Origin of the sequence: Pseudomonas sp. Lz4W (genome assembly GCF_000346225.2) — a bacterium.
GTDB lineage: Bacteria > Pseudomonadota > Gammaproteobacteria > Pseudomonadales > Pseudomonadaceae > Aquipseudomonas > Aquipseudomonas paraversuta.
This window is the reverse complement of the sequence record NZ_CP017432.1, coordinates 1,304,180-1,327,075: the sequence shown is the minus strand read 5'-3', so window position 1 is coordinate 1,327,075 and position 22,896 is coordinate 1,304,180. Positions and strand designations below refer to the sequence as shown.

Sequence of the window (22,896 nt, the reverse complement as noted above, 5' to 3'; positions counted from 1 at the left end):
ACAAACCTCTCAGTGGGTCACGCCGTTAGCCGCGCTGGCGGGGCAAGGCCATTTGCAACAGGTTCGATTCATTGGCCTGGGCTCTTGGCAGCTCACCGCTGACCACGCCTTCGCACAAAACCAGAATGCGGTCGCTGATCCCCAGCACTTCCATCAGGTCGCTGGACACCACTATCACCGCAATTCCGCTGGCGGCCAGACGATGGATGATCTGGTAGATCTCGGCCTTGGCGCCGATATCGATGCCCCGGGTCGGCTCGTCAAGCAGCAGCACTTTCATCGGCATCGACAGCCAGCGCCCGAGAATGGCTTTTTGCTGATTGCCGCCGGACAGGAACATGATTTTCTGCGACGCCGTCGGAGTCTTCACATTCAGGGCATGGATCTGCCGGTCGGCGTTGTCGCGCTCCCATACCCCGCGCAACAGGCAACCCAGGGTGGAATGGGCGCCGCGGGCACTGATGTTGATGTTCTCCGCGACGCTGGCCAAAGGAATGATGCCTTCCTTTTTCCGATCCTCCGGGCACAGCAGCACCCCGGCAGCAATCGCATCCCGGGGCGAGCGCAGCTTGAGCGCAACGCCTTGCAGTTCTACCTGGCCGCCACTGTGACGGGCCAGCCCGCCGAGCAGGCGCAACAGCTCGGTACGCCCGGCGCCCACCAGCCCGAACAGGCCGAGAATCTCGCCCTTGCGCACTGCAAAACTCACCGGCTCGCGCAACCCCGGCCCAAGCAGGCGGTCGACCTTGAGCACCACTTCGCCACACTCACGGGGGCGGTAGTCATAGATGTCCTGAATGTCACGGCCGACCATGCAGGTCACCAGCTGGTCGTGGCTCAGCTCGCTCATCTGCTCGAAGGTGCGAACATAGCGGCCATCCTTGAACACCGTGACCGCGTTGCAGATGCGGAATACTTCTTCCATGCGGTGGGACACGTAGAGCACCACTTTGCCCTCATCCCGCAGGCGCCCGATGATGGTCATCAGGCGGTCGATTTCCCGCGCCGAGAGGCTGCTGGTGGGCTCATCGAAGGCAATGACATGAGCCCCGCGGGACAGCGCCTTGGCGATTTCCACCAGTTGCCGCTGGCCCAGGGACAAGCGGGCAACCTTCTCTTGCGGATCGATTTCATCGGCCAGCCCCTTGAGCAACTGCAGGGCCTGGTGCCGCAATTCGCCGCGCTTGATCAGACCAAAGCGCGCCGGCAGATGGCCGAGAAACAGGTTCTCGGCCACGCTCATTTCCGGTACCAGATGCAGCTCCTGATGGATCACCGCGACCCGGTTGGCGATGCTTTCAGCGGTGGATCTGAAGACCAGCGACTGCTCACCGATCTGCAGGTTGCCGCTGCTTGGCGCGTAGGCACCGCCAAGGATTTTCAGCAGGGTGGATTTACCGGCACCGTTCTCGCCCATCAGTGCATGCACCTGGCCGGGATGGGCGACAAAGCTGATATTGGCCAGCGCCTGGACCCCGGGGAAATGCTTGCCGATGCCGTTGAAGCGCAGGCTGTCGGTATTGCTTGTCAGTGCTTGAGTGGCTAATGGCTGCGGCATAGTGACCTCGACTCAATTCCACAAACCGATCTTGGTCAGCTCTTCCTGGAAGTTGTCCCGGGTGATCAGCGTTACTTCGTCCATGGCGGTGTACAGAGGCGGCTCTTTGCCTTCGGTGATCCACTCAAACATCATGGTTGCGGTCTTGTAGCCTTCGATATGTGGGCTCGGCAGCATGGAGCCGTAGAAACCGCTGTTGGCCTTTTTCAGTTCGCCAATGGCGTCGGTACCGTTGATGCCGATCCCGATGACGTTGGCGGCGGCGAAACCGGCGCTTTCCGTGGCCCGTACCCCGCCGAGCACGGTGCTGTCGTTCATGCCGCCAATAATCAGGTTTTTCGCGCCGCCGGGCAGTTTGACCAGTGCCGAGTTGGTGGCATCCATGCTGCCGGGGACATCGAGGGTTTTAAGCGCCGAGTACAGGATATGATCATCGGCAAGGCCCGCGTCCTTGAGGGATTTGACCGAGCCGTCGGTGCGTTTCTTACCGGTGTCCAGTTCATTGAAGGTGTTGATTACGGCGTAGGTGTCGTTCCAGTCCCAGTTGCGTTTTTTTGCTTCGGCGACCATCGCATTGCCCTGTTTCTGGCCGACTTCGAAGGCTGCCATTCCCAGGTACGGCACCTCTTCCATAAACTTGCCGTTGGCATCGACAAAGCGGTCATCGACAGCGATGACTTTCAAACCGTTGGCCTTGGCCTTGGCCATGATCGCCGGGCCCAGACCGACATCCGGCGGGCAGATGACAAAGCCCTGGGCGCCGTTGGCTGCCAGGCTGTCGATGGCCGACAGGGTCTTTTCACCATCCGGCACAGCAATTTTGATCAGCTCGAAGCCTTTGTCCTTGGCGGCCTTTTCTGCGAACACCCATTCGGTCTGGAACCAGGGTTCTTCCGCCTGTTTGACCAGAAAACCGATCTTTACCGGATCGCCAGCCAGCAAGACACTGCTCAGACTCAATGCGCTGGCCGCCAGGGCCGCGCAGCACAGGGTACGAATGAAGGGACGACGGTACATGGCAAACTCCTTGTTGTTATTTTTGAGGTGTTTGAAAGCCTGACAGGTCCGGATGCGGGATCAGTCGTGGTAAAGCACCGAGCGCCCGCCATCGATGGTGATGCAGGAGGCGTTGATGAACGGCGCCTCATCGCTGGCCAGGAATACAGCCGTCATTGCCACTTCCAGCGGCTGGCCGATACGTCGCGGCGGATGCAGATCAAGGGCGCGCTGGCGCTCGGCATGGGGGTCGGCGAAACCGTTCCAGTAATCGACGTTCAACTGGGTCTCGATGTAACCGGGGGCGATGGCATTGACGCGGATGCCTTTGGCGGCGTACTCGATGCCCAGCGCGCGGGTGAGCCCCAGCAGGCCATGCTTGGCCACGGGGTACGGAAAGCAGCCCGGAATAATGTGGCTCGAATGGGTGGAGGCAATGTTGATGATGCTGCCGATGCCCTGCGCAATCATTTGCGGCAATACCGCCTTGCAGCCATACCAGGCGCCGTCCAGATCGATGGCGAAACAGCGACGCCAGTCTTGCTCGGTCATTTCCAGCGGATCGCGGAACACGTTGACCCCGGCGCAATTGACCAGCACATCGACCCGGCCATGCAGTTCCATGGCCAGCGCGACCATGGCATACAGGTCGGCCTGGCAGGACACGTCGGCCTTGATGGCCTGCACGTCGCCCCCTTGCTCACGCCAATGGGCTGCGACTTTCTCGACCTTCTCGGCCTGGATATCGCTGATGACCATTTTCGCCTGTTGCGAGACGAAGCTGGCAACGATGGCCTCGCCGATACCCTGAGCGGCGCCGGTCAGTAGCACCACCTTGTTTTTAAGGCGCTCGCCACGGGGCGGCTCGACTGCCGGCGGCAGTGAAAGGGCTTCAGCCATGGATCAGGACTCCAAAAAGAAAGCACGACGAAAACCGGACATCTGTCGATGGCCGGCCGAGAAATCTGGGGAATGGGGGAGTCGCACGGGCGCGCAGGGGAATCCTGGGATATCTGGGCATCACTTCACCTGTTTTATTTTTTTAGTGTGAGTGCGTGGAGCTGCTGCCGACTATAAACCCGGAAACGGAAAAGTCTCAATATATAATTTTGTATCCCATATACAGGGATCAGATGTAAAAGCTGGCTCACGGGCCGGTCAAGGGCTCGCTCCTGCGGGCATTGATACACAGGGGGCTTAGCCGCCGATGATTTTCATCACAGTGGCGCCGCCCGAGAAGGCAACGTCCTGCTTGTCGCCCAGGGCTTTCATCAACAAGCTTTGCAGGGCTGGCAGGGCCTGGTGGCGGGGTTTGTTCAGGAGGTCGCCGACATAGTGGCGATTGCTCGACGAAAGACAGCCATGCAGCCAGCCCGTGGACGACAGCCGCAACCGCGAGCAGGTACGGCAGAACGGGACGCTTTCGTTGGCGATCACACCGAAGTGACCAAACCCCGGGATCTGGTAGCGCACCGCAGTGGCATCCACCGGTGCATCGGCCTGCAGGTATTCATAGCGCTCGCCAATCAGCGACAACAGTTGTTGCAGGCTGACGAACTGTTGCAGGAAGGCGTTGCCATCACTGGCCAGATGCCCCATGCGCATCAGTTCGATAAAGCGCAGCTCATAGCCGCGCTCAAGGCAGTACTCCAGCAGCGGCATGACCTGATCCAGGTTCTGCCCGCGCAACGGCACCATGTTGACCTTGATTTTCATCCCCGCTGCGCTGGCCTGTTGCATGCCGTCGAGGACGGTCGGCAGATCGCCGCCCCGGGCAATGGTGCGAAACGCAACAGGATCAAGGGTATCGAGAGATACGTTGAGGCGGCGAATACCGGCGTCCACCAGCAGCGGCAATTTTCGCGCAAGCAGTTGGCCGTTGGTGGTCAGGCTGATATCACTCAGGCCCAACTGGCCAACTTCACGCATAAAGGTTTCGAGCTTGGGACTGACCAGCGGTTCGCCGCCGGTAATACGCAAGCGCTCGATGCCTGCGGCTTCGATCAGGTAGGCCACCCCGCGCACCATGGCCTCGGCCGACAGTTCATCCTGCGCTGCGACCAGTCGCTTGCCGTTGGGCACGCAGTAGGTACAGGCGTAGTTGCAGGCAGAGGTCAGACTGATACGCAAATTGCGAAAACGTCTGCCTTGGCGATCAACAATCATGGATGACTCCGGCACGGGGAATATAGAGCGCGCCAAAACTTGACTTAGAAATCAAGTTTTGGCAAGACCCAGATCCAAGTATATGCCTTGCAGCCTTACTCGACAGCCGGGGTGTCCGTATCACGCTTGCGCTTGTTGCCCATGCGCACGCCGATGTCCATCAGGAACTGGAAGAACCCTTCCTGGTCTTCCAGCACGTTGCTCCAGAACGGCGAGTGGTACAGCGCTACAGCGCCGTGCACCAGCGCCCAGGCCGCGCAATAGTGGAAGTAAGGTGGCACGTCTTCGAGCTTGCCTTCGCTGATGCGACCCTTGATCAGCAGGGTCAGGCGTTCGAAGTTGGAAGCACGGATCTTGTGCAGCTCTTCAACCAGCTCAGGCACCTGATTACCTTTGACGACCTTTTCTTCGAGGCGGTCAAACAAGCGGTAGCGCTGGGGATCACGCATGCGAAATTCGAAGTAGGCGCGCGAGAGCGCCTCTTTGTCTTTATCAACGTCAGCGGATTGCAGCAATTCATTCAAATCGCGCTCGTAGTCGAGCATCAGGCGCAAATAGATCTCGGCCTTGGACTTGAAGTGCTTGTAAATCGTGCCTTTGCCGATACCTACGGCATCAGCAATCATCTCGACGGTGACGCTGTCTTCACCAAGTTCGAGGAACAGCTTGAGCGCGGTATCGAGAATTTCTTGCTCGCGGCGACGAAACTCACGGACCTTACGGGGTTCTTTGTGCATAAGAAAAGGTCTGTTCGGGTCAAAATCGAAGCGGAGTATTATGCATTAGTCACGCTAAATTGCACGGACCATCCTGCGTATAGACGTTTACCGAGAATTTCATATAAACACTATGAGCACTCAAACGAATCACGCGTATTCCAAATCTGTTTAAAAAATGACCAACAGAGACTGGACGTTCAACAAAGCTGACCAATACTTAAGGAGTCGGCGCAGCATCCCCCCCAAGTGTTTCGCCGATCAAGGCGACAATGGAATGTAGGCCTTTGTTTTACTCCTAATGGTCTTAACCCGGATTCCCCAGAGTCCGGGTTTTTTTTGCCACTCACCCACTCGCTCCCGCAAGGCGTTGGGGGCTAGCCCTGAACCCGGGCCAGGGGGAACAGGCGTTTGAAGTTTTCGGTGGTCTGCTCGGCAAAACGCTCGTAGGACTCGCCGCGCAACATGGCCAGAAATTCGGCGACTTCGCGCACGTATTGCGGCAGGTTCGGCTTGCCACGATAGGGAATCGGCGCCAGATACGGCGAGTCGGTCTCAACCAGCAGGCGATCCGCCGGGACTTTGCTGGCCACATCGCGCAGGGCGTCGGCATTACGGAAGGTGACAATGCCCGACAACGAAATGTAATAGCCCATGTCCAGCGCAGCCCTGGCCATGTCCCAGTCTTCGGTGAAGCAATGCAACACGCCGGCATTGGGCAGCGCCGCTTCACGCAGCATGGCCAGGGTATCGGCGCGAGCTCCACGGGTATGGATCACCACAGGTTTGCCGGTCTGCTGCGCCGCCTCCAGGTGAACCCGAAACGACAGTTGCTGTAACTCGGCGGCTTCCGGCTCGTAGTGATAGTCCAGACCCGTCTCGCCAATGGCCACCACCCGCGGGTGATTCAACTCGTTCAGCAACCAGTCCAGCGCTGGCGCGGCCCCTGGCTGAACATCCAGCGGGTGGACACCCACCGAGCAATCGACATCGGCATAGCGATCCGCCAGGGCTTTGACATCGCCCGCATTGTCGGCACTCACGCCAATGCACAGAAAGTGCCCGACACCGCGCTGGCGTGCCGCTTCAAGGGCGGCGTCCAGCGAACCGTCATGGGCACTCAGATCAAGGCGATCGAGGTGGCAATGGGAATCTACGAGCATACAAAAATCACCTGTTTCACAATTCAATCAAATCAGCGCTGGCCGGGCAGACCCGCCCACTGCACCAAGAGTGCCTCAAGCAACAACACCCGGTTGAGGTTGGCTTTGCTCAGCACTTTTTGCCGTTGGGCGAGAATCCAGTCCTGAATATTCAGGACTTTGTCCTGCGGGGTTTTCTGCGCCAGGTACTGCAGTACTTTGCGCATGTCTTCCAGACCAAGACCGGACTCGTCCTGGGTCAACTGATAACGCAGGATCAAACTCGACCAGTCGCAAAACCAGTCAAACAGCAGCAGCAATGGTATGGCATTCCAGCTTTCCGCCAGTTGCGTCGCTGACAGCTCGCGCTTCAACAGTTTTTTTACCCCGGCCACTACCGCAGCCCGCTGTTCACGCACACCCTGGGCCTGCAGCTTGACCGCGGCCAGGGGCGAGCCCGCTGCCAGCGTCAGCAATTCAGCCCGCTCTTCGCTGCTGCACTCCGGCAATGCCCCGGCCAGCCACTCCAGGCTCAGGGCCTCGCCCGGCAGTGGGCAGGCTTGTTGCACACAACGACTGCGGATGGTCGGCAGCAGGCGACTGGACTGGTGGCTGACCAACAACAAAATGGTATTGCCGGACGGTTCTTCAAGGCTTTTGAGCAGGGCGTTGGCAGCGTTGATGTTCATCGATTCAACCGGCTCGACCAGCACCACCTTGCGCCCGCCCAGCTGCGCGGTTTGCACCACAAAGCTGACCAGATCCCGTACCTGGTCAACCTTGATCGCCTTGTCGGCTTCTTCGGGTTCCAGGATGTAGTTGTCGGGATGACTGCCCGCAGCCAGTAACGAGCAGGACTTGCACGCCCCGCAGGCCTCCAGCCCGACCGGCTGCCTGCACAACAGGCTGGCCATCAGGCGTTCGGCCAGCGCGCGCTTGCCGATGCCCGCCGGCCCGTGCAACAGATAGGCGTGAGCATGCTGGGCACGCCCGGCCATTTGCTGCCACAGGCCGTCCTGCCACGGATAAGCCTCAGCCACGGTGCAGTTCCAGCAGTTCTGGCAACAAGGCATCCAGCTGCACTTGTACGTTTTCCAGTGACTGGGCGGCATCCACCAGACGATAACGCCCGGGCTCAGCCCCGGCACGCTTGAGGTAGGTGCTGCGCACCGCATCAAAGAATGTCCGGCCTTCCTGCTCGAAGCGGTCAAGCCGCCCACGGGCGCTGGCCCGGGCCATGCCGACTTCAATCGGCAGATCAAACACCAGGGTCAGGTCCGGGCGCAATGAACCTTGCACGAAGGTTTCAAGGCTGGCGATACGCTCTTGCGACAAACCGCGGCCGCCACCTTGATAGGCATAAGTGGCGTCGGTGAAGCGATCGCACAACACCACGGCGCCACGGGCCAGTGCCGGACGAATCACCTCGGCCAGATGCTGGGCACGGGCGGCAAACACCAGCAGCAGCTCGGTGTCGGCGCACATGGCTTCATCGCTGGGTGCCAGCAACAGCTCGCGAATTCGCTCGGCCAATGGCGTGCCGCCGGGCTCGCGGGTCAGAACCACGTCGATACCGGCGCTGCGCAGGCGCTCGGCCAGGTATTCGCGATTGGTGCTTTTGCCCGCGCCTTCGGGGCCTTCCAGGGTAATAAACAAGCCAGTCACAGGCAGCAATCCTTAATCAATGTCATTGCGGGCTTTGCGGCTCGGCCGCAGGGCTCACCGGCTCCGCTGCCGGGGTCGGCGCCGGACTTGAACGGTAGTCGGCACGACGCTTGATCTGGAACTCGCGCACGGCATTGTTGTGCGCATCCAGATCATCGGAAAAGGTGTGGCTGCCATCGCCCTTGGCAACAAAATACAGGCTGCTGCCACTGACCGGGTGCAAGGCGGCATGAATCGCTTCACGCCCGACCATGGCAATCGGTGTCGGCGGTAAACCCGCAATGGTGTAGGTGTTGTACGGCGTGGGTTCACGCAGATGGCTACGGGTGAGCTTGCCGTTGTAGCGCTCGCCCAGCCCGTAGATCACGGTGGGATCGGTTTGCAGCGGCATACCGATTTTCATGCGGCGCACGAATACCCCGGCAATCTGCCCGCGTTCCTGGGGCACACCGGTTTCTTTCTCTACCAGAGAGGCCATGATCAGCGCCTGGTAAGGGTCGGCATAGGGTACGTCCGAGTCTCGTTGCTCCCATTCTTCGGCCAGCACTTTCTCCAGACGGTTGTAGGATTTTTCGAGCAATTGAGCGTCAGTCATGCCCCGCACGAAGCGATAGGTGTCCGGAAAGAACCGGCCTTCCGGGAATTCTCCGGGATGACCGAGTTTGGCCATGACTTCGCTGTCGCTCAAACCGTCTAGGGTCTGCTCGATTTTTTCGTGTTTTGCCAGGGCGCTGCGTACCTGCCGGAAGTTCCAGCCTTCGACCAGGGTCAAGCTGTACTGCACCACTTCACCACGCTTCCACAGGCCAATCAGGTCCTGGGCGCTCATGCCGGGAGTCATGCGGTACTCACCGCTGTGCAGGGGCTGGCCCTCGAGATTGAAACGCCAGTACAGGCGTAGCCAGAAAGCGTCATCCAGCGTGCCGTCGGCCTCTAGCCGATTGAAGGTGCCGGTCGGCGTGGCGCCAGCCGGTACGTCGAGCAGTTGCTCTTGTGTCAGGTTAAGCGGTTGTTCCAGCGCCGAGTTGAGCTTCCAGGCGCTAGCGCCCAGCAACAATCCCGCCAGCACCAGACCTGTCTCCAGCAGCACCAAGAATTTACGTTTCACGAATCAAACATCCAATAGGGTGCGAGCAATGCCTTGCAGTTTACGGGTGAGCGGCCCCACCGGCCAGCTCAGCTCTGCAAACCCGCGAACAGGCCAGATGCCATATACGCTGTTGCAGAGAAAGAGTTCATCGGCCTGCTGCAATTGCTTCAGGCTGATGTCAGAAACATGACAAGGGATGCCCAGCTGTCCGGCCTCGGCCAGTAGCGCTGCGCGCATCACGCCGGCCACACCGCAACGCTGCAGGTCGGGGGTGAGCAAGGCACCGTCGCGGACCAGAAACAGATTGCTGAACACGCCTTCGATGATCCGGCCCGAGGTGTCGCGCATCAAGCCCTCGGCGTAGGCCGGGTCTTGCCATTCAGAACGGGCGATCACCTGCTCCAGGCGATTAAGGTGCTTGAGCCCCGCCAACAGCGGCTGCTCGGCCAGACGGGTGGCGCAGTCAAACAGCTGGATGCCCTTCTCGGCATGGGCCTGCGGGTAAGTAGCAGCCGGACCGGCTTGAAGAATTCTTCGAGGTTGCGCCTCGGGGTTGGCGCTGTAACCGCGCAGACTGTCGCCACGGGTCAGGATGAGCTTGAGAACGCCCTCCCCCATGGCCTGCGCATACGCCAGCAATTCGCTGCGGATCAATGCCTGATCCGCAACAATCGCCAGTCGGGTACAACCGAGTGCCAGACGCTGCAAGTGCAGGTCCAGCAGCTGCGGTTTGCCGGCCTTGACGGCAATGGTCTCGAACAGACCATCACCGTAGGCCAGCCCACGGTCTTTAAGCGACGCCAAGGCGTTCGCTGGCTGGCCGTCGACCCAGCTTTGCATCAGTCGGTGAACCGGCGGAACACCAACGAGCCGTTGGTGCCGCCAAAACCGAATGAGTTGGACAGCACTACATCGATCGGCATTTCCCGCGCCTTGTGCGGCACGAAGTCGAGGTCGCAGCCTTCATCCGGCTCATCGAGGTTGATGGTCGGCGGAGCTATCTGGCTGTTGATCGCCAGCACGCTGAAGATTGCCTCTACCGCGCCTGCAGCACCCAGCAAGTGACCGGTCATGGATTTGGTCGAACTCACCGCCAGGTTGTAGGCGTGCTCGCCAAACACCGACTTGATCGCCGACACTTCCGCCAGGTCACCCGCAGGCGTCGACGTGCCATGGGCGTTGATGTACTGCACTTGATCGCCGTTTATTCTGGCGTCGCGCAGGGCGTTGGTGATGCAGCGTGCAGCGCCCGCACCGTCAGCCGGAGGCGAGGTCATGTGATAAGCATCACCGCTCATGCCAAAACCTATCAGTTCGGCATAGATGGTCGCACCACGGGCCTTGGCATGCTCAAGCTCTTCAAGCACCAGCGCACCGGCACCATCAGAAAGCACAAAACCGTCACGGCCTTTGTCCCAGGGACGGCTGGCACGCGTCGGGTCGTCGTTACGGGTCGACAACGCACGCGAGGCACCAAAGCCGCCCATGCCCAGACCGCACGCGGCCATCTCGGCGCCGCCGGCAATCATTACGTCGGCTTCGCCGTAAGCAATGTTGCGTGCCGCCATGCCGATGCAGTGCGTACCCGTGGTACAGGCTGTGGCAATGGCGTAGTTCGGACCCTGCGTACCCAGGTGGATAGACAGAAAGCCGGAAATCATATTGATGATCGAGCCAGGCACGAAAAACGGAGAGATCCGTCGCGGGCCTTGCTCATGCAGGGTACGGCTGGTTTCTTCGATATTGGTCAGACCACCAATACCGGAGCCCATTGCTACACCGATGCGCTCACGATTGGCATCTGTGACTTCAAGGCCGGAATTACGCACAGCTTGAAATCCGGCTGCCAATCCGTATTGAATAAACAGGTCAAGTTTTCGGGACTCTTTGACGGAGAGGTAATCCTCAACGTTAAAACCCTGTACCGAGCCGCCAAAACGGGTGGAATAGGCAGAAAGATCCGTGTGTTCGATCAGACCAATGCCACTTCGGCCTGCCAGAATGCCTTGCCAGGAGCTTGGTACATCTGCACCCAGCGGCGACAACATCCCCATACCGGTGACTACGACGCGTCTACGCGACACAGCACTCTCCTTTATTCTATTGACGACACTTTGCATCACACCTAAAGAAAAAACCGCACGCCAGAGCGGCAGTGCGGTTTTTCCATAACAGCGAGCAACGATTACAAGCAATTAAGCCTGGTGGTTAGTCACGTAATCGATAGCAGCTTGTACGGTCGTGATCTTTTCAGCTTCTTCGTCAGGAATTTCAGTCTCGAATTCCTCTTCAAGAGCCATCACAAGCTCAACGGTGTCAAGGGAGTCGGCACCCAGGTCTTCAACGAAGGAAGCAGTGTTTACTACTTCTTCTTCTTTAACGCCCAGTTGCTCGGCTACGATTTTCTTGACGCGCTCTTCGATGGTGCTCATACCTTGTTTTCACTCCTAATGGACAAATTCAGGCAGCTGGCTAGCGGGCAAGTGTATCGAAAGACTTTTCAGTTTTTCAACTGAAAGCTTTGCACTCATCCCTCAACGGCCCTCTGCCTATAAATAGATTGCAGCTTTATAACGGATTTTAGACAGCTCGTATGACATTTTTTTGAAGCAATCCGTCACATTTAACTCATGTACATCCCGCCGTTGACCGGGATTGTAGCTCCGGTCACGTAGGCTGCACCGTCAGAGGCCAGAAAAGAAACCACGTTTGCGATCTCTTGTGCCTGCCCCAAACGGCCCAGCGGAATCTGTGTCAGCAAGGCTTCACGCTGTGCCTGCGGCAACTCGCGGGTCATATCGGTATCGATAAACCCTGGTGCTACCGAGTTCACAGTGATCGAGCGCGAGCCCACTTCACGTGCCAGCGCACGGCTGAAACCTTCCAGGCCAGCCTTGGCGGCGGCATAGTTTACTTGGCCTGCGTTGCCCATGGCACCCACAACAGAGCCAATACTGATAATTCGTCCCCAACGGGCCTTGGTCATGCCGCGCAAAACACCCTTGGACAGGCGAAACAGACTGTTCAAGTTGGTATCGACGACGTCATGCCATTCGTCATTTTTCATCCGCATCATCAGGTTATCGCGGGTGATGCCGGCATTATTGACCAGGATCGCCGGCGCACCGAACCGTTCCTGAATGCTGTTCAGCACCGCGGCAACTGATTCATCGCTGGTAACATTAAGTTCCATGCCGGTACCCTGAACACCGTGTTCTTTCAGGGTGGCAGCAATGCGCTCGGCACCGGCTTGCGACGTAGCAGTGCCGATTACAACGGCGCCCTGGCGACCCAATTCCAGGGCAATAGCCTGGCCAATACCACGGCTGGCGCCGGTTACCAGTGCAACTTTACCTTGCAAGCTCATGCAGGCTTCTCCTAATTCAAGTCAGTGCCGTACGCGCAGCGGCGAAGGCATCTGGGGTATTCAAGTTGTGAGTGGTTACGCCTTCTGCGCAACGTTTGCTGATGCCTACCAGGACTTTGCCCGGACCGCACTCAACCAAGTCAACCGGACCGCTGGCTGCAAGCGCCTGTACCGATTCAACCCAGCGCACCGGCTTGTACAGCTGCTCGAGCAGATCGCGCTTGAGGGTTTCCAGATCTTGCACAATGGCCGCACTGACGTTCTGCACCAGAGGAATCTGTGGCGCCTGCCAATCAATCGCTTGAATCGACTCGGCGAAGCGCTCTGCGGCAGGACGCATCAACTCACAATGCGAAGGTACGCTGACCGGCAATGGCAGCGCACGCTTGGCTCCGGCGGCCTTGCACAGCTCCATGGCACGCTCGACGGCAGCCTTGGAACCGGCAATTACAACCTGACCCGGCGAGTTGAAGTTAACCGCGCTGACCACTTCACCCTGGGCAGCTTCAGCACAGGCTTGCAGCACAACGGCGTCTTCGAGCCCCAGAATCGCCGCCATGGCGCCCTGACCGGCCGGAACAGCTTCCTGCATCAGTTGCCCGCGACGCTCAACCAGCCTGACCGCATCCGCCAAGCTCAGACAGCCGGCAGCCACCAAGGCGCTGTATTCACCCAGGCTGTGACCGGCAACATAATCCGGACGCTTGCCGCCTTCGGCCAGCCACAGACGCCAAAGGGCAATCGAGGCAGTCAGAATGGCTGGCTGGGTAACATCAGTTTGATTGAGTTTTTCTGCCGGCCCTTCCTGGGTCACGGCCCACAGGTCGTAACCCAGAGCATCAGAAGCTTCTTTGAAGGTATCAATGACCAGCGGATGAGCCGCGCCCAGCTCGGCCAACATGCCGAGGGACTGCGAACCCTGCCCTGGAAAGACGAATGCGAGGGATGTAGACATGTAACAAGCCCCTAATGATCTTGTCGTCGGAGAATTGACGTCCTGCCGTGGCGGACGCAAGAAACTGACAGTTGGATGGCTGATTAGACCGGGCGGTCACATTTCAGTACCCGGCCGGCAAAACGCCTACGGCAACAACCCTTCAAGGCGTCCATACAAACGCTTTGGCAGGTCTTCATGGATTTCAATCAGTGCGCGCTCTATTGCACTCTGAAAGCCCTGAGCACCTGCCGAACCGTGACTCTTGATAACAATGCCCTGCAAACCGAGAAAACTCGCACCATTATGCCGGGCGGGCGCCAGATCAGCCTGCAAACGCCGCATTAACGGTAACGCCAGCGCACCGACAAACCGGCCGAACAGCGTACGCTTGAATACCGCCCGGATCCTGCTCGAAATCATCGTCGCCAGACCTTCGCTGGATTTGAGCAAGATATTGCCGACAAATCCATCGCACACCACCACATCGGCCTCACCCCGGTACACCCCGTCACCCTCAATAAAGCCGATGTAATTGAGGCCAGGCGCCGACTGCAACAATACCGCCGCTTCCTTGACCTGCTGATTACCCTTGACGTCCTCGGTGCCTATATTGAGCAAGGCGACCCGCGGACGCAGAATACCCAGCGCCTGCGCCGCCACCGAACCCATCACGGCAAACTGAAACAACTGCCCGGCAGTGCAATCAACATTGGCCCCCAGATCCAGCAACTGACAGTAGCCGGCTTGGGTCGGCACCGCTGCCACCATTGCCGGACGATCAATCCCCGGCAAGGTTTTAAGCACATGCCGCGACAGCGCCATCAGCGCCCCGGTATTACCTGAGCTCACGCATGCCTGCACCTTGCCGTCACGCAACAACTCCAGCGCCACACGCATAGAAGAGTCCGGCTTGCTGCGCAAAGCTTGCGAAGGCCGCTCATTCATGGCGATCACTTCTGAAGCAGGGGTAATAGTCAGGCGCGTGCGATCCACAGCCGGATAGCTGGCAATCAGATTTTCAAGTTCGGAGGGTTGACCGACGAGGGTCAGGTGTAACGAGGGAGTAGCAGACAGGCAAGCAATACTGGCCTGAACAATGCTGCGGGGACCGAAGTCCCCGCCCATTGCGTCGATCGCGATGACCTGAACGGACAAGTGATTACTCGTCAGCGCCCTTGTCGATCACTTTACGACCACGGTATACGCCTTCTGGCGATACGTGGTGACGCAGGTGAATTTCACCGGTGGTTTTTTCTACAGACAGAGTGCTAGCCGAAAGAGCATCGTGCGAACGACGCATGTCACGGGCAGAGCGGGATTTTTTGTTCTGCTGAACAGCCATAATTAATTAACTCCTAAACGTTTGGGTCACGCTTTAACTGCGCCAATACACTGAACGGGTTGGACCGCGTTACCTCGTCCTCGCCTGGATCGGGCTCATCGAGACCCGCCGGCTGCTGGCATTCTTCCGGATGATGAGCAGGCACAATGGGCAAGGCGAGCAGAAGCTCTTCCTCGATCAGTGCCAGCAGATCCAAAGGATCCTCGCCCAGCTCCAGCACGTCATAACCTTGCGGTAACGACTGGGTGTTCGCACCCTCTTTCACCACAGCATAACTGCACTCGCTGTGGATCGGCAGGGTGACCAGCTCAAGACAACGCTGGCAAACCATTTTGACTTCGGCGTCGATAGAGCTGTGGATGACCACAGACCTACGTTCATCTCGTTCAAAAACAAATTTCGCCTGGACCGTTCCGAGAGTATCGGAAAGCGGGTCGCAGAGCCTCTCCAAATCAGCCAGCAACACTTCACCTTGGAGGGTAGTGCCACGATCAGCTAATTTGCGCGGGTCAACGTGAGGTGGAATCGGGTCATTCAACATAGGCGCAGCATTCTAGGGACGACCCCTTCACCTGTCAAAGGAAATTGTGCCTGTGCGACATCCTGTACGATCGTTAGAATCCCTGACCGCCCACAGGAGACGCGCATGCTGCCTTTATTACTCGCTTCAAGCTCGGCTTATCGCCGTGATCTGCTGGCTCGCCTGCGCCTGCCTTTCAGCTGCAGCTCCCCCGATATAGACGAAAGCCACCGCCCCGGCGAATCAGCCATTGAACTGGTGAAACGCCTGTCCCGGCAAAAAGCCGAAGCACTTGCCACCCGTCACCCCGACCACTTGATTATCGGCTCCGATCAGGTTGCAGCGCTCAACGGACGAATCATCGGCAAACCCCACACGTTTGACAAGGCCCGCCAGCAACTTCTGGACGCCAGCGGCGCCAGCGTAACCTTCCTCACCGGACTGACCCTGCTCAACAGCCAGACAGGCCACTATCAGACCGACTGCGTGCCCTTCACCGTGCACATGCGCACCCTCACCCCGGAACAGGTCGAACGCTACCTGCTTGCCGAAGAACCCTATGACTGCGCAGGCAGCTTCAAAGCGGAAGGTCTGGGTGTGAGCCTGTTCAGGCGCACCGAAGGCGATGACGCCACCAGCCTGGTCGGCCTGCCACTTATCCGCCTGGTCGACATGCTGCTCGCGCAAGGCGTGGCGATTCCGTAAAACAAAAAAACCGGCCTGAAAAGGCCGGTTTTTTTAAATCATCCATGGATCAGCGCAGGGTCGGCCCCTGGAACCCCATCCACATCGCCAACTGTTCAGCCACACTGGCGCCCAGCTTTTTCGAGAAGCGGTCAAACGCCGACTCTTGCACAGTGAAGTCGATCAGTTCTTTTTCACCGATCACATCACGGGCAACCGAACTGGCATTACCCAACCCGTCGATCAAGCCGAGAGGCAATGCCTGCTGCCCGGTCCAGACCAGCCCCGAAAACAGCTCGGGATGATCCTTGTCTTTAAGGCGATCACCACGCCCCTGCTTGACGCTGGCAATGAACTGCTCATGGGTGACATTCAACACGCCCTGCCAGAACTTGGTCTCGTCCGGTTTTTCAGGCTCGAACGGATCAAGAAAGGCTTTGTGTTCGCCAGAGGTGTAAGCGCGGCGCTGAATGCCCAGCTTGTCCATTGCACCGACAAAACCAAAGCCCGCAGCCGTCACCCCGATCGAGCCCACCAGGCTGGCTTTATCGGCGTAAATTTCATCTGCCGCACTGGCAATGTAATAGGCACCCGAGGCACCCAGATCGGAAATCACCGCATACACCTTGATATCAGGGTGCAAGCCGCGCAGACGGCGAATCTCATCGTAGACATAGCCCGACTGCACCGGACTGCCGCCCGGACTGTTGATACGCAACACCACACCCTTGACCTTGGGATCGGCGAACGCAGCCTGCAGGCTGGTGACAATATTGTCAGCACTGGCAGCCTCTTTGTCCGCAATCACGCCGCGCACATCGATCAAAGCGGTATACCCGCTGCTGGTGGCACTGCGTTCCATATCCACCAACGGAGAAAACAGGATCAGCACCGTAATCAGATAACAAAAGGTCAGCACCTTGAAAAAAATGCCCCAGCGACGCGCCCGACGCTGCTCCTGAATACCTGCCAACAGGGTTTTTTCCAGCAGCTTCCAGCTTTTGTCATCGCCGGCAGCCGGCTCAGACTCTGAAGGCGCCTTCCATTGATCAACCATGCTCTACCCCAGCAAAGACTTTAATTAACCTGACAATTGAGCCAGGTACGCAATTCGGGAAAACTGTCGATCGCCAACCGCGGCTCAAATGCAAGCAAGCGCTCCATTGACTGAGCACCATAGCTCACTGCAACTGAATCAATACCGGCGTTGCGGGCCATCAGCAAATCAAACGACGCATCCCCCACCATCAAGGCCTGTCCGGGCTGCATGTCGCAATGGGCCAGGATTTGATTCAGCATCAATGGATCAGGCTTGCTGGCGGTCTCATCGGCAGCGCGGGTGATATCGAAAAAATCTTCCCAGCCATGAGCCCTGAGCACCCGGTCAAGCCCCCGGCGCGCCTTGCCCGTCGCTACGGCCAAACGGTAACCCTCGGCACGAAAGGCCTCGAGCGACTCAGCCACCCCCGCAAACAACGGTGACGGCTCGGTATCCATAGCCATGTAGACATCCGCATAGTGCTGGCGAAAGGCAATCACCTGGGCGTCCGACATATCGGGATAAAGCGACAGGATGGCCTCAGGCAAACCAAGGCCGATAATTCCCTTGATCGCCTCTTCATCACGCTCAGGACGGCCTGCGCGATGTGCCGCGACCTTCATCGCGGCGACAATCCGACCGATGGAGTCGGCCAGCGTACCGTCCCAGTCGAAGATCAGCAGCTTGTACTCATGGCGCACTCAGCAGGCGCTCCACGGTCTTGGCCCACATTTCGTCAACCGGAGCCTGCAGCTTCAACTCGCCACCCTCAGGCAGAGGCACCGTCAGCATGTAAGCGTGCAAGAACAGCCGCTTGCCACCCAGATCGCGAATTTCTTTAGAAAACCCTTCATCGCCATACTTGGTGTCACCGGCAATACAGTGACCGGCATGCAATGTGTGCACTCGAATCTGGTGGGTACGACCGGTAATCGGCTTGGCCTCGATCATGGTTGCAAAATCACCGAAGCGACGCAGCACCTTGAACACGGTGACCGACTCCTTGCCCTCTTCGTTGACTTCAACCATACGTTCGCCGGAACGCAGGTTGCTCTTCATCAGCGGTGCTCGCACCTGCTTGATGGACGCCGCCCAGTTACCGCGCACCAACGCCATGTAGCGCTTGTCGACACCATCACCGCGCAATGCGGCATGCAAGTGACGCAACATGCTGCGCTTTTTGGCAATCATCAACAGGCCGGAAGTGTCCCGGTCCAGGCGATGCACCAGCTCCAGTTCCTTGGCATCGGGGCGCATCTGACGAAAGGCTTCAATTACGCCAAAAGTCAGACCGCTACCGCCATGAACAGCGATACCGGCCGGTTTGTTCAGCACTATCAGCGCCTTGTCTTCGTAGACAATGGCGGCTTCGAGTCGCTGCAACAAACCTTGAGCCACCGGCACCGGCTCATCGCGTTCCGGCACGCGAACCGGCGGCACGCGCACGATATCGCCCGCCTGCAGCTTGTACTCGGGCTTGATCCGCCCCTTGTTCACACGCACTTCGCCTTTACGCAAAATGCGGTAAATCAAGGTCTTGGGAACACCCTTGAGCCGTGCAAGTAAAAAGTTGTCGATGCGTTGGCCGGCATATTCCGGCGAGACCTCAAGCAGCTGGACGCTGGGGGTCGGGGGGGTAGTGGTCGTCATGCCGCGAATGATAACAATTTTTTATGGAATTGAAGCACTTAATCATTGCTGCTATAGTCGCGAACGCCGCCAAAAGCGGCCTGGACAGCGGATTAACGGTGAATAACCGGCCCTGCCCAACGCTCTTAATCAGGACGCGAGGCCGTCCTACGGGGCTTTTGCTGGATACGGAACACCTGGAGTTGTAACAAGCGCAGGTGACATGAGGCCTGAAGCGAGCCTGGAAAGCAGAGTGCAAACTCGCCTTTTACGCCGATATTCACGGCCAGTTCACAAAGTGCAGTCAGCTTCGGGCATATCAAGCGAATGCTTCGGAAACATCGCCTTTATTAGCCATGATGCGTGAACTCCCCTTTTGGAGAACACGGTAAATGCCAACCCGCTGCGGATTCTGCGCGCGGCAGCACCCGAATTATCAGGGATACGTGTAGGGTGGAGATGCACAACCGCCGGACTGTGTAGCAATAGGCTTTATCAAGACGCTTCATCTCGTCCACAGCCGCTGGTTGATTCCTCCTCCTGACTGAGTGCTTAAGTCACCACAGCAAGCAGGAAGCGTAAGTCGCGACTTCGCCCCCATTGGTCGAACCTCGCTGGACACAGGAGTGGCCAACTGCTCCTGACGCACCTGACACCGACCATGAGAAGTCGTGTGTGCCGAACGCCGTTTCCGGTAGCCCGGAAACCGACGGTACAACATGAAAAGAATGCTGATTAACGCAACTCAACCTGAAGAGTTGCGTGTTGCACTGGTAGATGGCCAACGCCTCTACGACCTGGACATCGAGTCAGGCGCGCGCGAGCAGAAGAAAGCCAATATCTATAAAGGCCGTATTACTCGCATCGAACCAAGCCTTGAGGCTGCCTTTGTCGATTTTGGCTCTGAGCGCCACGGCTTCCTGCCACTTAAGGAAATCTCCCGCGAGTACTTCAAGAAAGCTCCTGAAGGCCGCGTCAACATCAAGGACGTCCTGAGCGAAGGCCAGGAAGTTATCGTGCAGGTCGAGAAAGAAGAGCGTGGCAACAAGGGCGCAGCCCTGACCACCTTCATCAGCCTCGCCGGCCGTTATCTGGTTCTGATGCCTAATAACCCGCGTGCCGGCGGTATCTCCCGTCGCATCGAAGGTGAAGAACGCAACGAGCTGCGCGAAGCCCTGAACGGCCTGATCGCTCCGGCCGACATGGGTCTGATCGTGCGCACTGCAGGCCTGGGCCGCAGCAGCGAAGAAATGCAGTGGGACCTCGATTACCTGCTGCAACTCTGGACCGCCATTAAAGAAGCCTCCCTGGACCGCTCCGCGCCATTCCTGATCTATCAGGAAAGCAACGTGATCATCCGCGCCATCCGCGACTACTTGCGCCAGGACATCGGCGAAGTACTGATCGACAGCGTTGAAGCACAGGACGAAGCCCTGACCTTCATCCGCCAGGTGATGCCGCAGTACGCCAGCAAAATCAAACTCTACGAAGACAGCGTTCCGCTGTTCAATCGTTTCCAGATCGAAAGCCAGATCGAGACCGCCTTCCAGCGTGTCGTTGAACTGCCTTCCGGCGGCTCCATCGTTATCGACCCGACCGAAGCCCTGGTGTCCATCGACATCAACTCGGCGCGCGCCACCAAAGGCAGCGATATCGAAGAAACCGCACTGCAAACCAACCTTGAAGCGGCTGAAGAAATCGCCCGTCAGTTGCGCCTGCGCGACATCGGCGGCCTGATCGTCATCGACTTCATCGACATGACCCCTGCCAAAAACCAGCGCGCCGTGGAAGAAAAAGTCCGCGAGTGCCTGGAAGCAGACCGTGCCCGCGTACAAGTGGGCCGTATCTCGCGCTTTGGCTTGCTGGAAATGTCCCGTCAGCGCCTGCGTCCATCCCTGGGCGAAAGCAGCGGCATCGTTTGCCCACGCTGCAATGGCACCGGCATCATCCGTGACGTTGAATCGCTGTCGCTGGCCATTCTGCGCCTGATCGAAGAAGAAGCCCTGAAAGACCGCACTGCCGAAGTGCGCGCCCAGGTGCCAATCCCGGTTGCTGCATTCCTGCTCAACGAGAAGCGCAACTCGATTACCAAAATCGAACTGCGGACCCGTGCACGCATCATCATTCTGCCGAACGATCACCTCGAGACGCCGCACTTCGAAGTTCAGCGCCTGCGTGATGACAGCCCGGAAGCCCACACCAACCAGTCCAGCTACGAAATCGCTGCCGCTGCTGCGGAAGTGGAAGAAGTTCAGCCGGCTGCCGCCACTCGCACTCTGGTTCGCCAGGAAGCTGCAGTCAAAACAGCACCGCCGCGCACCTCGGCACCGGTTCCGACCGAAGCTGCTGCACCGGCTCCTGCTGCTGCACCTGCCGCTACCATCGCCGAGCCAAGCCTGTTCAAAGGCCTGGTCAAATCGCTGGTAAGCCTGTTCGCCTCCAAGGAAGAGCCTGCTGCTCCGACCGTGGTTGAGAAGCCGGCAACGACAGAGCGTCCTGCGCGCAATGAAGAGCGCCGCAATGGTCGCCAGCAAAGCCGCAATCGCAATGGCCGTCGCGATGAAGAGCGCAAGCCACGCGAAGAGCGTGCACCGCGAGAAGAACGCGCACCACGCGAAGTCCGCGAGCCGCGCGAAGAAACTCCGGTAGCTGCTGTTGCCCGTGAAGAACGCGCACCGCGTCCACCTCGTGAAGAACGTGCTCCACGCGCACCTCGTGAAGAACGCAAACCGCGCGGCGAAGCCCGTGAAGAGCGCGTTCGCGAATTGCGCGAGCCTCTGGATGCCGTTCCTGCCGCAGCCGTTGCAGCCGTCGTCGTCGAAGAAGAGCGCGCACCGCGCCCTCCACGGGAAGAACGCCAGCCGCGTGCTCCCCGCGAAGAACGTGCACCACGCGAAGTACAGCCAGTAGCCGCAGAAGACGAAGAAGCTCTGTCGAACGAAGAGCAATCCCAGGACGAGTCGCAGGACAACGCCGAAGGCGATCGTCCACGCCGCCGCTCCCGTGGCCAGCGTCGTCGCAGCAACCGTCGTGAGCGTCAACGCGATGCCAATGGCAACGTGATTGAAGGCTCGGAAGAAAACAGCGAAGAAGGCACTGCCGAAAACGCTCCTTCCACCACTGAACTGGCTGCCGGTCTGGCCGTCACTGAAGCCGTTGCCAGCTCGGTCATCAGCGCTCCTGCTGAAGCCCAGGCCAATCAACAGGCCGAGCGTGCGACCCAGACCGTCCAGGAATCGGCTCCGGCAGAAACCGTGGTTGCTGAAAAGGTTCAAACAACTGAAGTAGCCATTGTGCCAACACCGGTTGTAGAAGCCCCTGTGGTTGAAGCCCCCGTAGTTGAAGCGCCAGCTGTTGAAGCGGTCACCCCGGTCGAAGCAGTCAAGGCACCAGAAGTTGAAGTGCCTGCAGCACCGCAAGCACAGCCTGAAGCTCAGGTAGTTGCCGAGCCTGCCCCGGCAGTCGAAGCGCCTGTTGTAGCTGCGCCAGAGCCAGTGGTTGAAGCGGTAGTCGAAGCACCGGCAGTAGAAGCGCCAAGCGTGGAAGCACCGGTTGTTGAGGCACCAGCTATCGAAAAAGCGCCAGAGCACGTCAAGGAAGCCCGTTTTGTACGCGAGCCGATTGCCGAGCCGGCTATTGTCGAGGCAGCTCCGGCTCCTGTGGCTGAACCTGTGGCTGTCGAAGTCGTAGTGGCTGAAGCCGCCGTGATCGAGACAGCTGTAGTTGAACAACCTGCTCCGGCAGAAGTTGTTGTCGCGACTGAAGTGACTGAAGTAGTGGTTGCAGCTCCGGTTGCCAGCACCGCACCAAGCAACGGTCGCGCTCCTAACGACCCGCGCGAAGTACGTCGCCGCAAGCGTGAAGCAGCCGCCGCTGCTGCCGCTCAGGCAGCTGCTGGCGAAACCGTAGCCGAAGGCAAGGAACACGAGTCTAAACCACTCGTCTAAACCTGCAGGCCACTAAAAAGCCCCGCCAGTTCTGAACTGGCGGGGCTTTTTTTATTTCCGTTGTCTACCTCATCAACTGTAGGAGCGAGCAAGCTCGC

The 22,896-nt window shown here is 58.7% G+C and carries 22 protein-coding genes; 2 read left to right on the top strand and 20 right to left on the bottom strand.

Translation table 11 applies throughout. The features are described from left to right. Positions 1-25: 25 nt before the first annotated feature. The 17 genes from araG to B195_RS06320 form a co-directional block, all read right to left on the bottom strand. Positions 26-1,558: an L-arabinose ABC transporter ATP-binding protein AraG gene (gene araG / locus B195_RS06400; protein WP_003442459.1), complete on the bottom strand. Its 1,533-nt coding sequence runs from the start codon at positions 1,556-1,558 to the stop codon at positions 26-28. 12 nt (positions 1,559-1,570) lie between these two features. After that, positions 1,571-2,575, bottom strand: coding sequence for a substrate-binding domain-containing protein (locus B195_RS06395; RefSeq protein WP_003442463.1), 1,005 nt, complete (start codon positions 2,573-2,575; stop codon positions 1,571-1,573). A 60-nt stretch (positions 2,576-2,635) separates the two neighbouring features. Continuing rightward, on the bottom strand, positions 2,636-3,454 hold the full coding sequence (locus tag B195_RS06390; RefSeq protein WP_003442468.1) for an SDR family oxidoreductase: 819 nt from the start codon (positions 3,452-3,454) through the stop codon (positions 2,636-2,638). Between the two features lie 297 nt (positions 3,455-3,751). Beyond that, positions 3,752-4,720, bottom strand: coding sequence for a GTP 3',8-cyclase MoaA (locus tag B195_RS06385; protein ID WP_003442470.1), 969 nt, complete (start codon positions 4,718-4,720; stop codon positions 3,752-3,754). A gap of 95 nt (positions 4,721-4,815) precedes the next feature. After that, a complete protein-coding gene (locus B195_RS06380) occupies positions 4,816-5,457 on the bottom strand; it encodes a TetR/AcrR family transcriptional regulator (protein ID WP_003442473.1) in 642 nt (213 codons plus the stop codon). A 356-nt stretch (positions 5,458-5,813) separates the two neighbouring features. Next, positions 5,814-6,599, bottom strand: a complete 786-nt coding sequence (locus tag B195_RS06375; protein WP_003442476.1) for a TatD family hydrolase — start codon at positions 6,597-6,599, stop codon at positions 5,814-5,816. A 32-nt stretch (positions 6,600-6,631) separates the two neighbouring features. Beyond that, positions 6,632-7,618, bottom strand: coding sequence for a DNA polymerase III subunit delta' (locus B195_RS06370; protein WP_003442478.1), 987 nt, complete (start codon positions 7,616-7,618; stop codon positions 6,632-6,634). Further along, positions 7,611-8,243: a dTMP kinase gene (gene tmk, locus B195_RS06365; protein ID WP_003442480.1), complete on the bottom strand. Its 633-nt coding sequence runs from the start codon at positions 8,241-8,243 to the stop codon at positions 7,611-7,613. The genes B195_RS06370 and tmk overlap by 8 nt, the downstream gene beginning before the upstream one ends. A 22-nt stretch (positions 8,244-8,265) precedes the next feature. Continuing rightward, positions 8,266-9,351, bottom strand: coding sequence for an endolytic transglycosylase MltG (gene mltG, locus B195_RS06360; RefSeq protein WP_003442481.1), 1,086 nt, complete (start codon positions 9,349-9,351; stop codon positions 8,266-8,268). 3 nt (positions 9,352-9,354) lie between these two features. After that, positions 9,355-10,173 (bottom strand): aminodeoxychorismate lyase, encoded by an 819-nt coding sequence (gene pabC, locus B195_RS06355; protein WP_003442484.1) that lies wholly within the window; start codon positions 10,171-10,173, stop codon positions 9,355-9,357. Beyond that, positions 10,173-11,417 (bottom strand): beta-ketoacyl-ACP synthase II, encoded by a 1,245-nt coding sequence (gene fabF / locus B195_RS06350; RefSeq protein ID WP_010655791.1) that lies wholly within the window; start codon positions 11,415-11,417, stop codon positions 10,173-10,175. The genes pabC and fabF overlap by 1 nt, the downstream gene beginning before the upstream one ends. A gap of 111 nt (positions 11,418-11,528) precedes the next feature. Continuing rightward, positions 11,529-11,765: an acyl carrier protein gene (gene acpP, locus B195_RS06345; RefSeq protein WP_003442511.1), complete on the bottom strand. Its 237-nt coding sequence runs from the start codon at positions 11,763-11,765 to the stop codon at positions 11,529-11,531. 191 nt (positions 11,766-11,956) lie between these two features. Beyond that, the gene (gene fabG / locus B195_RS06340) at positions 11,957-12,700 is read right to left on the bottom strand and encodes a 3-oxoacyl-ACP reductase FabG (RefSeq protein ID WP_003442513.1); all 744 of its coding nucleotides are present in this window, start codon (positions 12,698-12,700) and stop codon (positions 11,957-11,959) included. Positions 12,701-12,716: 16 nt separating this feature from the next. Continuing rightward, entirely contained in the window at positions 12,717-13,655 is a 939-nt protein-coding gene (fabD, locus tag B195_RS06335) for an ACP S-malonyltransferase (protein WP_083912789.1), read from the bottom strand. Between the two features lie 126 nt (positions 13,656-13,781). Next, positions 13,782-14,792 (bottom strand): phosphate acyltransferase PlsX, encoded by a 1,011-nt coding sequence (plsX, locus tag B195_RS06330; protein WP_037001539.1) that lies wholly within the window; start codon positions 14,790-14,792, stop codon positions 13,782-13,784. 4 nt (positions 14,793-14,796) lie between these two features. Then, complete coding sequence (gene rpmF / locus B195_RS06325; RefSeq protein WP_003442519.1) at positions 14,797-14,979, bottom strand: 50S ribosomal protein L32; 183 nt, start codon at positions 14,977-14,979, stop codon at positions 14,797-14,799. 13 nt (positions 14,980-14,992) lie between these two features. Continuing rightward, a complete protein-coding gene (locus B195_RS06320) occupies positions 14,993-15,520 on the bottom strand; it encodes a YceD family protein (RefSeq protein ID WP_003442521.1) in 528 nt (175 codons plus the stop codon). Positions 15,521-15,625: 105 nt separating this feature from the next. On the opposite strand from B195_RS06320, the gene B195_RS06315 reads away from it, so the two are divergent. After that, positions 15,626-16,204 carry a nucleoside triphosphate pyrophosphatase gene (locus tag B195_RS06315; protein WP_003442523.1) on the top strand — a complete coding sequence of 193 codons (579 nt, stop codon included), beginning with the start codon at positions 15,626-15,628 and terminating at the stop codon, positions 16,202-16,204. Positions 16,205-16,253: 49 nt separating this feature from the next. Here the strand turns inward: B195_RS06315 and B195_RS06310 are convergent, their stop codons facing one another. Genes B195_RS06310 through rluC form a run of 3 tightly spaced genes read right to left on the bottom strand, consistent with a single transcriptional unit; the run spans position 16,254 to position 18,872 of the window. Next, a complete protein-coding gene (locus tag B195_RS06310; RefSeq protein WP_003442525.1) occupies positions 16,254-17,240 on the bottom strand; it encodes a S49 family peptidase in 987 nt (328 codons plus the stop codon). A gap of 20 nt (positions 17,241-17,260) precedes the next feature. Next, positions 17,261-17,923 (bottom strand): HAD-IA family hydrolase, encoded by a 663-nt coding sequence (locus B195_RS06305; protein WP_003442527.1) that lies wholly within the window; start codon positions 17,921-17,923, stop codon positions 17,261-17,263. After that, the gene (gene rluC, locus B195_RS06300; protein WP_003442528.1) at positions 17,913-18,872 is read right to left on the bottom strand and encodes a 23S rRNA pseudouridine(955/2504/2580) synthase RluC; all 960 of its coding nucleotides are present in this window, start codon (positions 18,870-18,872) and stop codon (positions 17,913-17,915) included. The genes B195_RS06305 and rluC overlap by 11 nt, the downstream gene beginning before the upstream one ends. Before the next feature lie 707 nt (positions 18,873-19,579). On the opposite strand from rluC, the gene rne reads away from it, so the two are divergent. Further along, positions 19,580-22,798 carry a ribonuclease E gene (rne, locus tag B195_RS06290; RefSeq protein ID WP_003442530.1) on the top strand — a complete coding sequence of 1,073 codons (3,219 nt, stop codon included), beginning with the start codon at positions 19,580-19,582 and terminating at the stop codon, positions 22,796-22,798. Positions 22,799-22,896 lie beyond the last annotated feature (98 nt).

Excerpts from the sequence above, each read along its gene's own strand:
- B195_RS06380 (WP_003442473.1), bottom strand. The coding sequence starts at position 5,457 with ATGCACAAAGAACCCCGTAAGGTCCGTGAGTTTCGTCGCCGCGAGCAA.
- pabC (WP_003442484.1), bottom strand. The coding sequence starts at position 10,173 with ATGCAAAGCTGGGTCGACGGCCAGCCAGCGAACGCCTTGGCGTCGCTT.
- B195_RS06375 (WP_003442476.1), bottom strand. The coding sequence starts at position 6,599 with ATGCTCGTAGATTCCCATTGCCACCTCGATCGCCTTGATCTGAGTGCC.
- fabG (WP_003442513.1), bottom strand. The coding sequence starts at position 12,700 with ATGAGCTTGCAAGGTAAAGTTGCACTGGTAACCGGCGCCAGCCGTGGT.
- B195_RS06320 (WP_003442521.1), bottom strand. The coding sequence starts at position 15,520 with ATGTTGAATGACCCGATTCCACCTCACGTTGACCCGCGCAAATTAGCT.
- B195_RS06395 (WP_003442463.1), bottom strand. The coding sequence starts at position 2,575 with ATGTACCGTCGTCCCTTCATTCGTACCCTGTGCTGCGCGGCCCTGGCG.
- B195_RS06315 (WP_003442523.1), top strand. The coding sequence starts at position 15,626 with ATGCTGCCTTTATTACTCGCTTCAAGCTCGGCTTATCGCCGTGATCTG.
- araG (WP_003442459.1), bottom strand. The coding sequence starts at position 1,558 with ATGCCGCAGCCATTAGCCACTCAAGCACTGACAAGCAATACCGACAGC.
- fabD (WP_083912789.1), bottom strand. The coding sequence starts at position 13,655 with ATGTCTACATCCCTCGCATTCGTCTTTCCAGGGCAGGGTTCGCAGTCC.
- B195_RS06390 (WP_003442468.1), bottom strand. The coding sequence starts at position 3,454 with ATGGCTGAAGCCCTTTCACTGCCGCCGGCAGTCGAGCCGCCCCGTGGC.
- rpmF (WP_003442519.1), bottom strand. The coding sequence starts at position 14,979 with ATGGCTGTTCAGCAGAACAAAAAATCCCGCTCTGCCCGTGACATGCGT.
- B195_RS06310 (WP_003442525.1), bottom strand. The coding sequence starts at position 17,240 with ATGGTTGATCAATGGAAGGCGCCTTCAGAGTCTGAGCCGGCTGCCGGC.
- acpP (WP_003442511.1), bottom strand. The coding sequence starts at position 11,765 with ATGAGCACCATCGAAGAGCGCGTCAAGAAAATCGTAGCCGAGCAACTG.
- rluC (WP_003442528.1), bottom strand. The coding sequence starts at position 18,872 with ATGACGACCACTACCCCCCCGACCCCCAGCGTCCAGCTGCTTGAGGTC.
- B195_RS06385 (WP_003442470.1), bottom strand. The coding sequence starts at position 4,720 with ATGATTGTTGATCGCCAAGGCAGACGTTTTCGCAATTTGCGTATCAGT.
- rne (WP_003442530.1), top strand. The coding sequence starts at position 19,580 with ATGCTGATTAACGCAACTCAACCTGAAGAGTTGCGTGTTGCACTGGTA.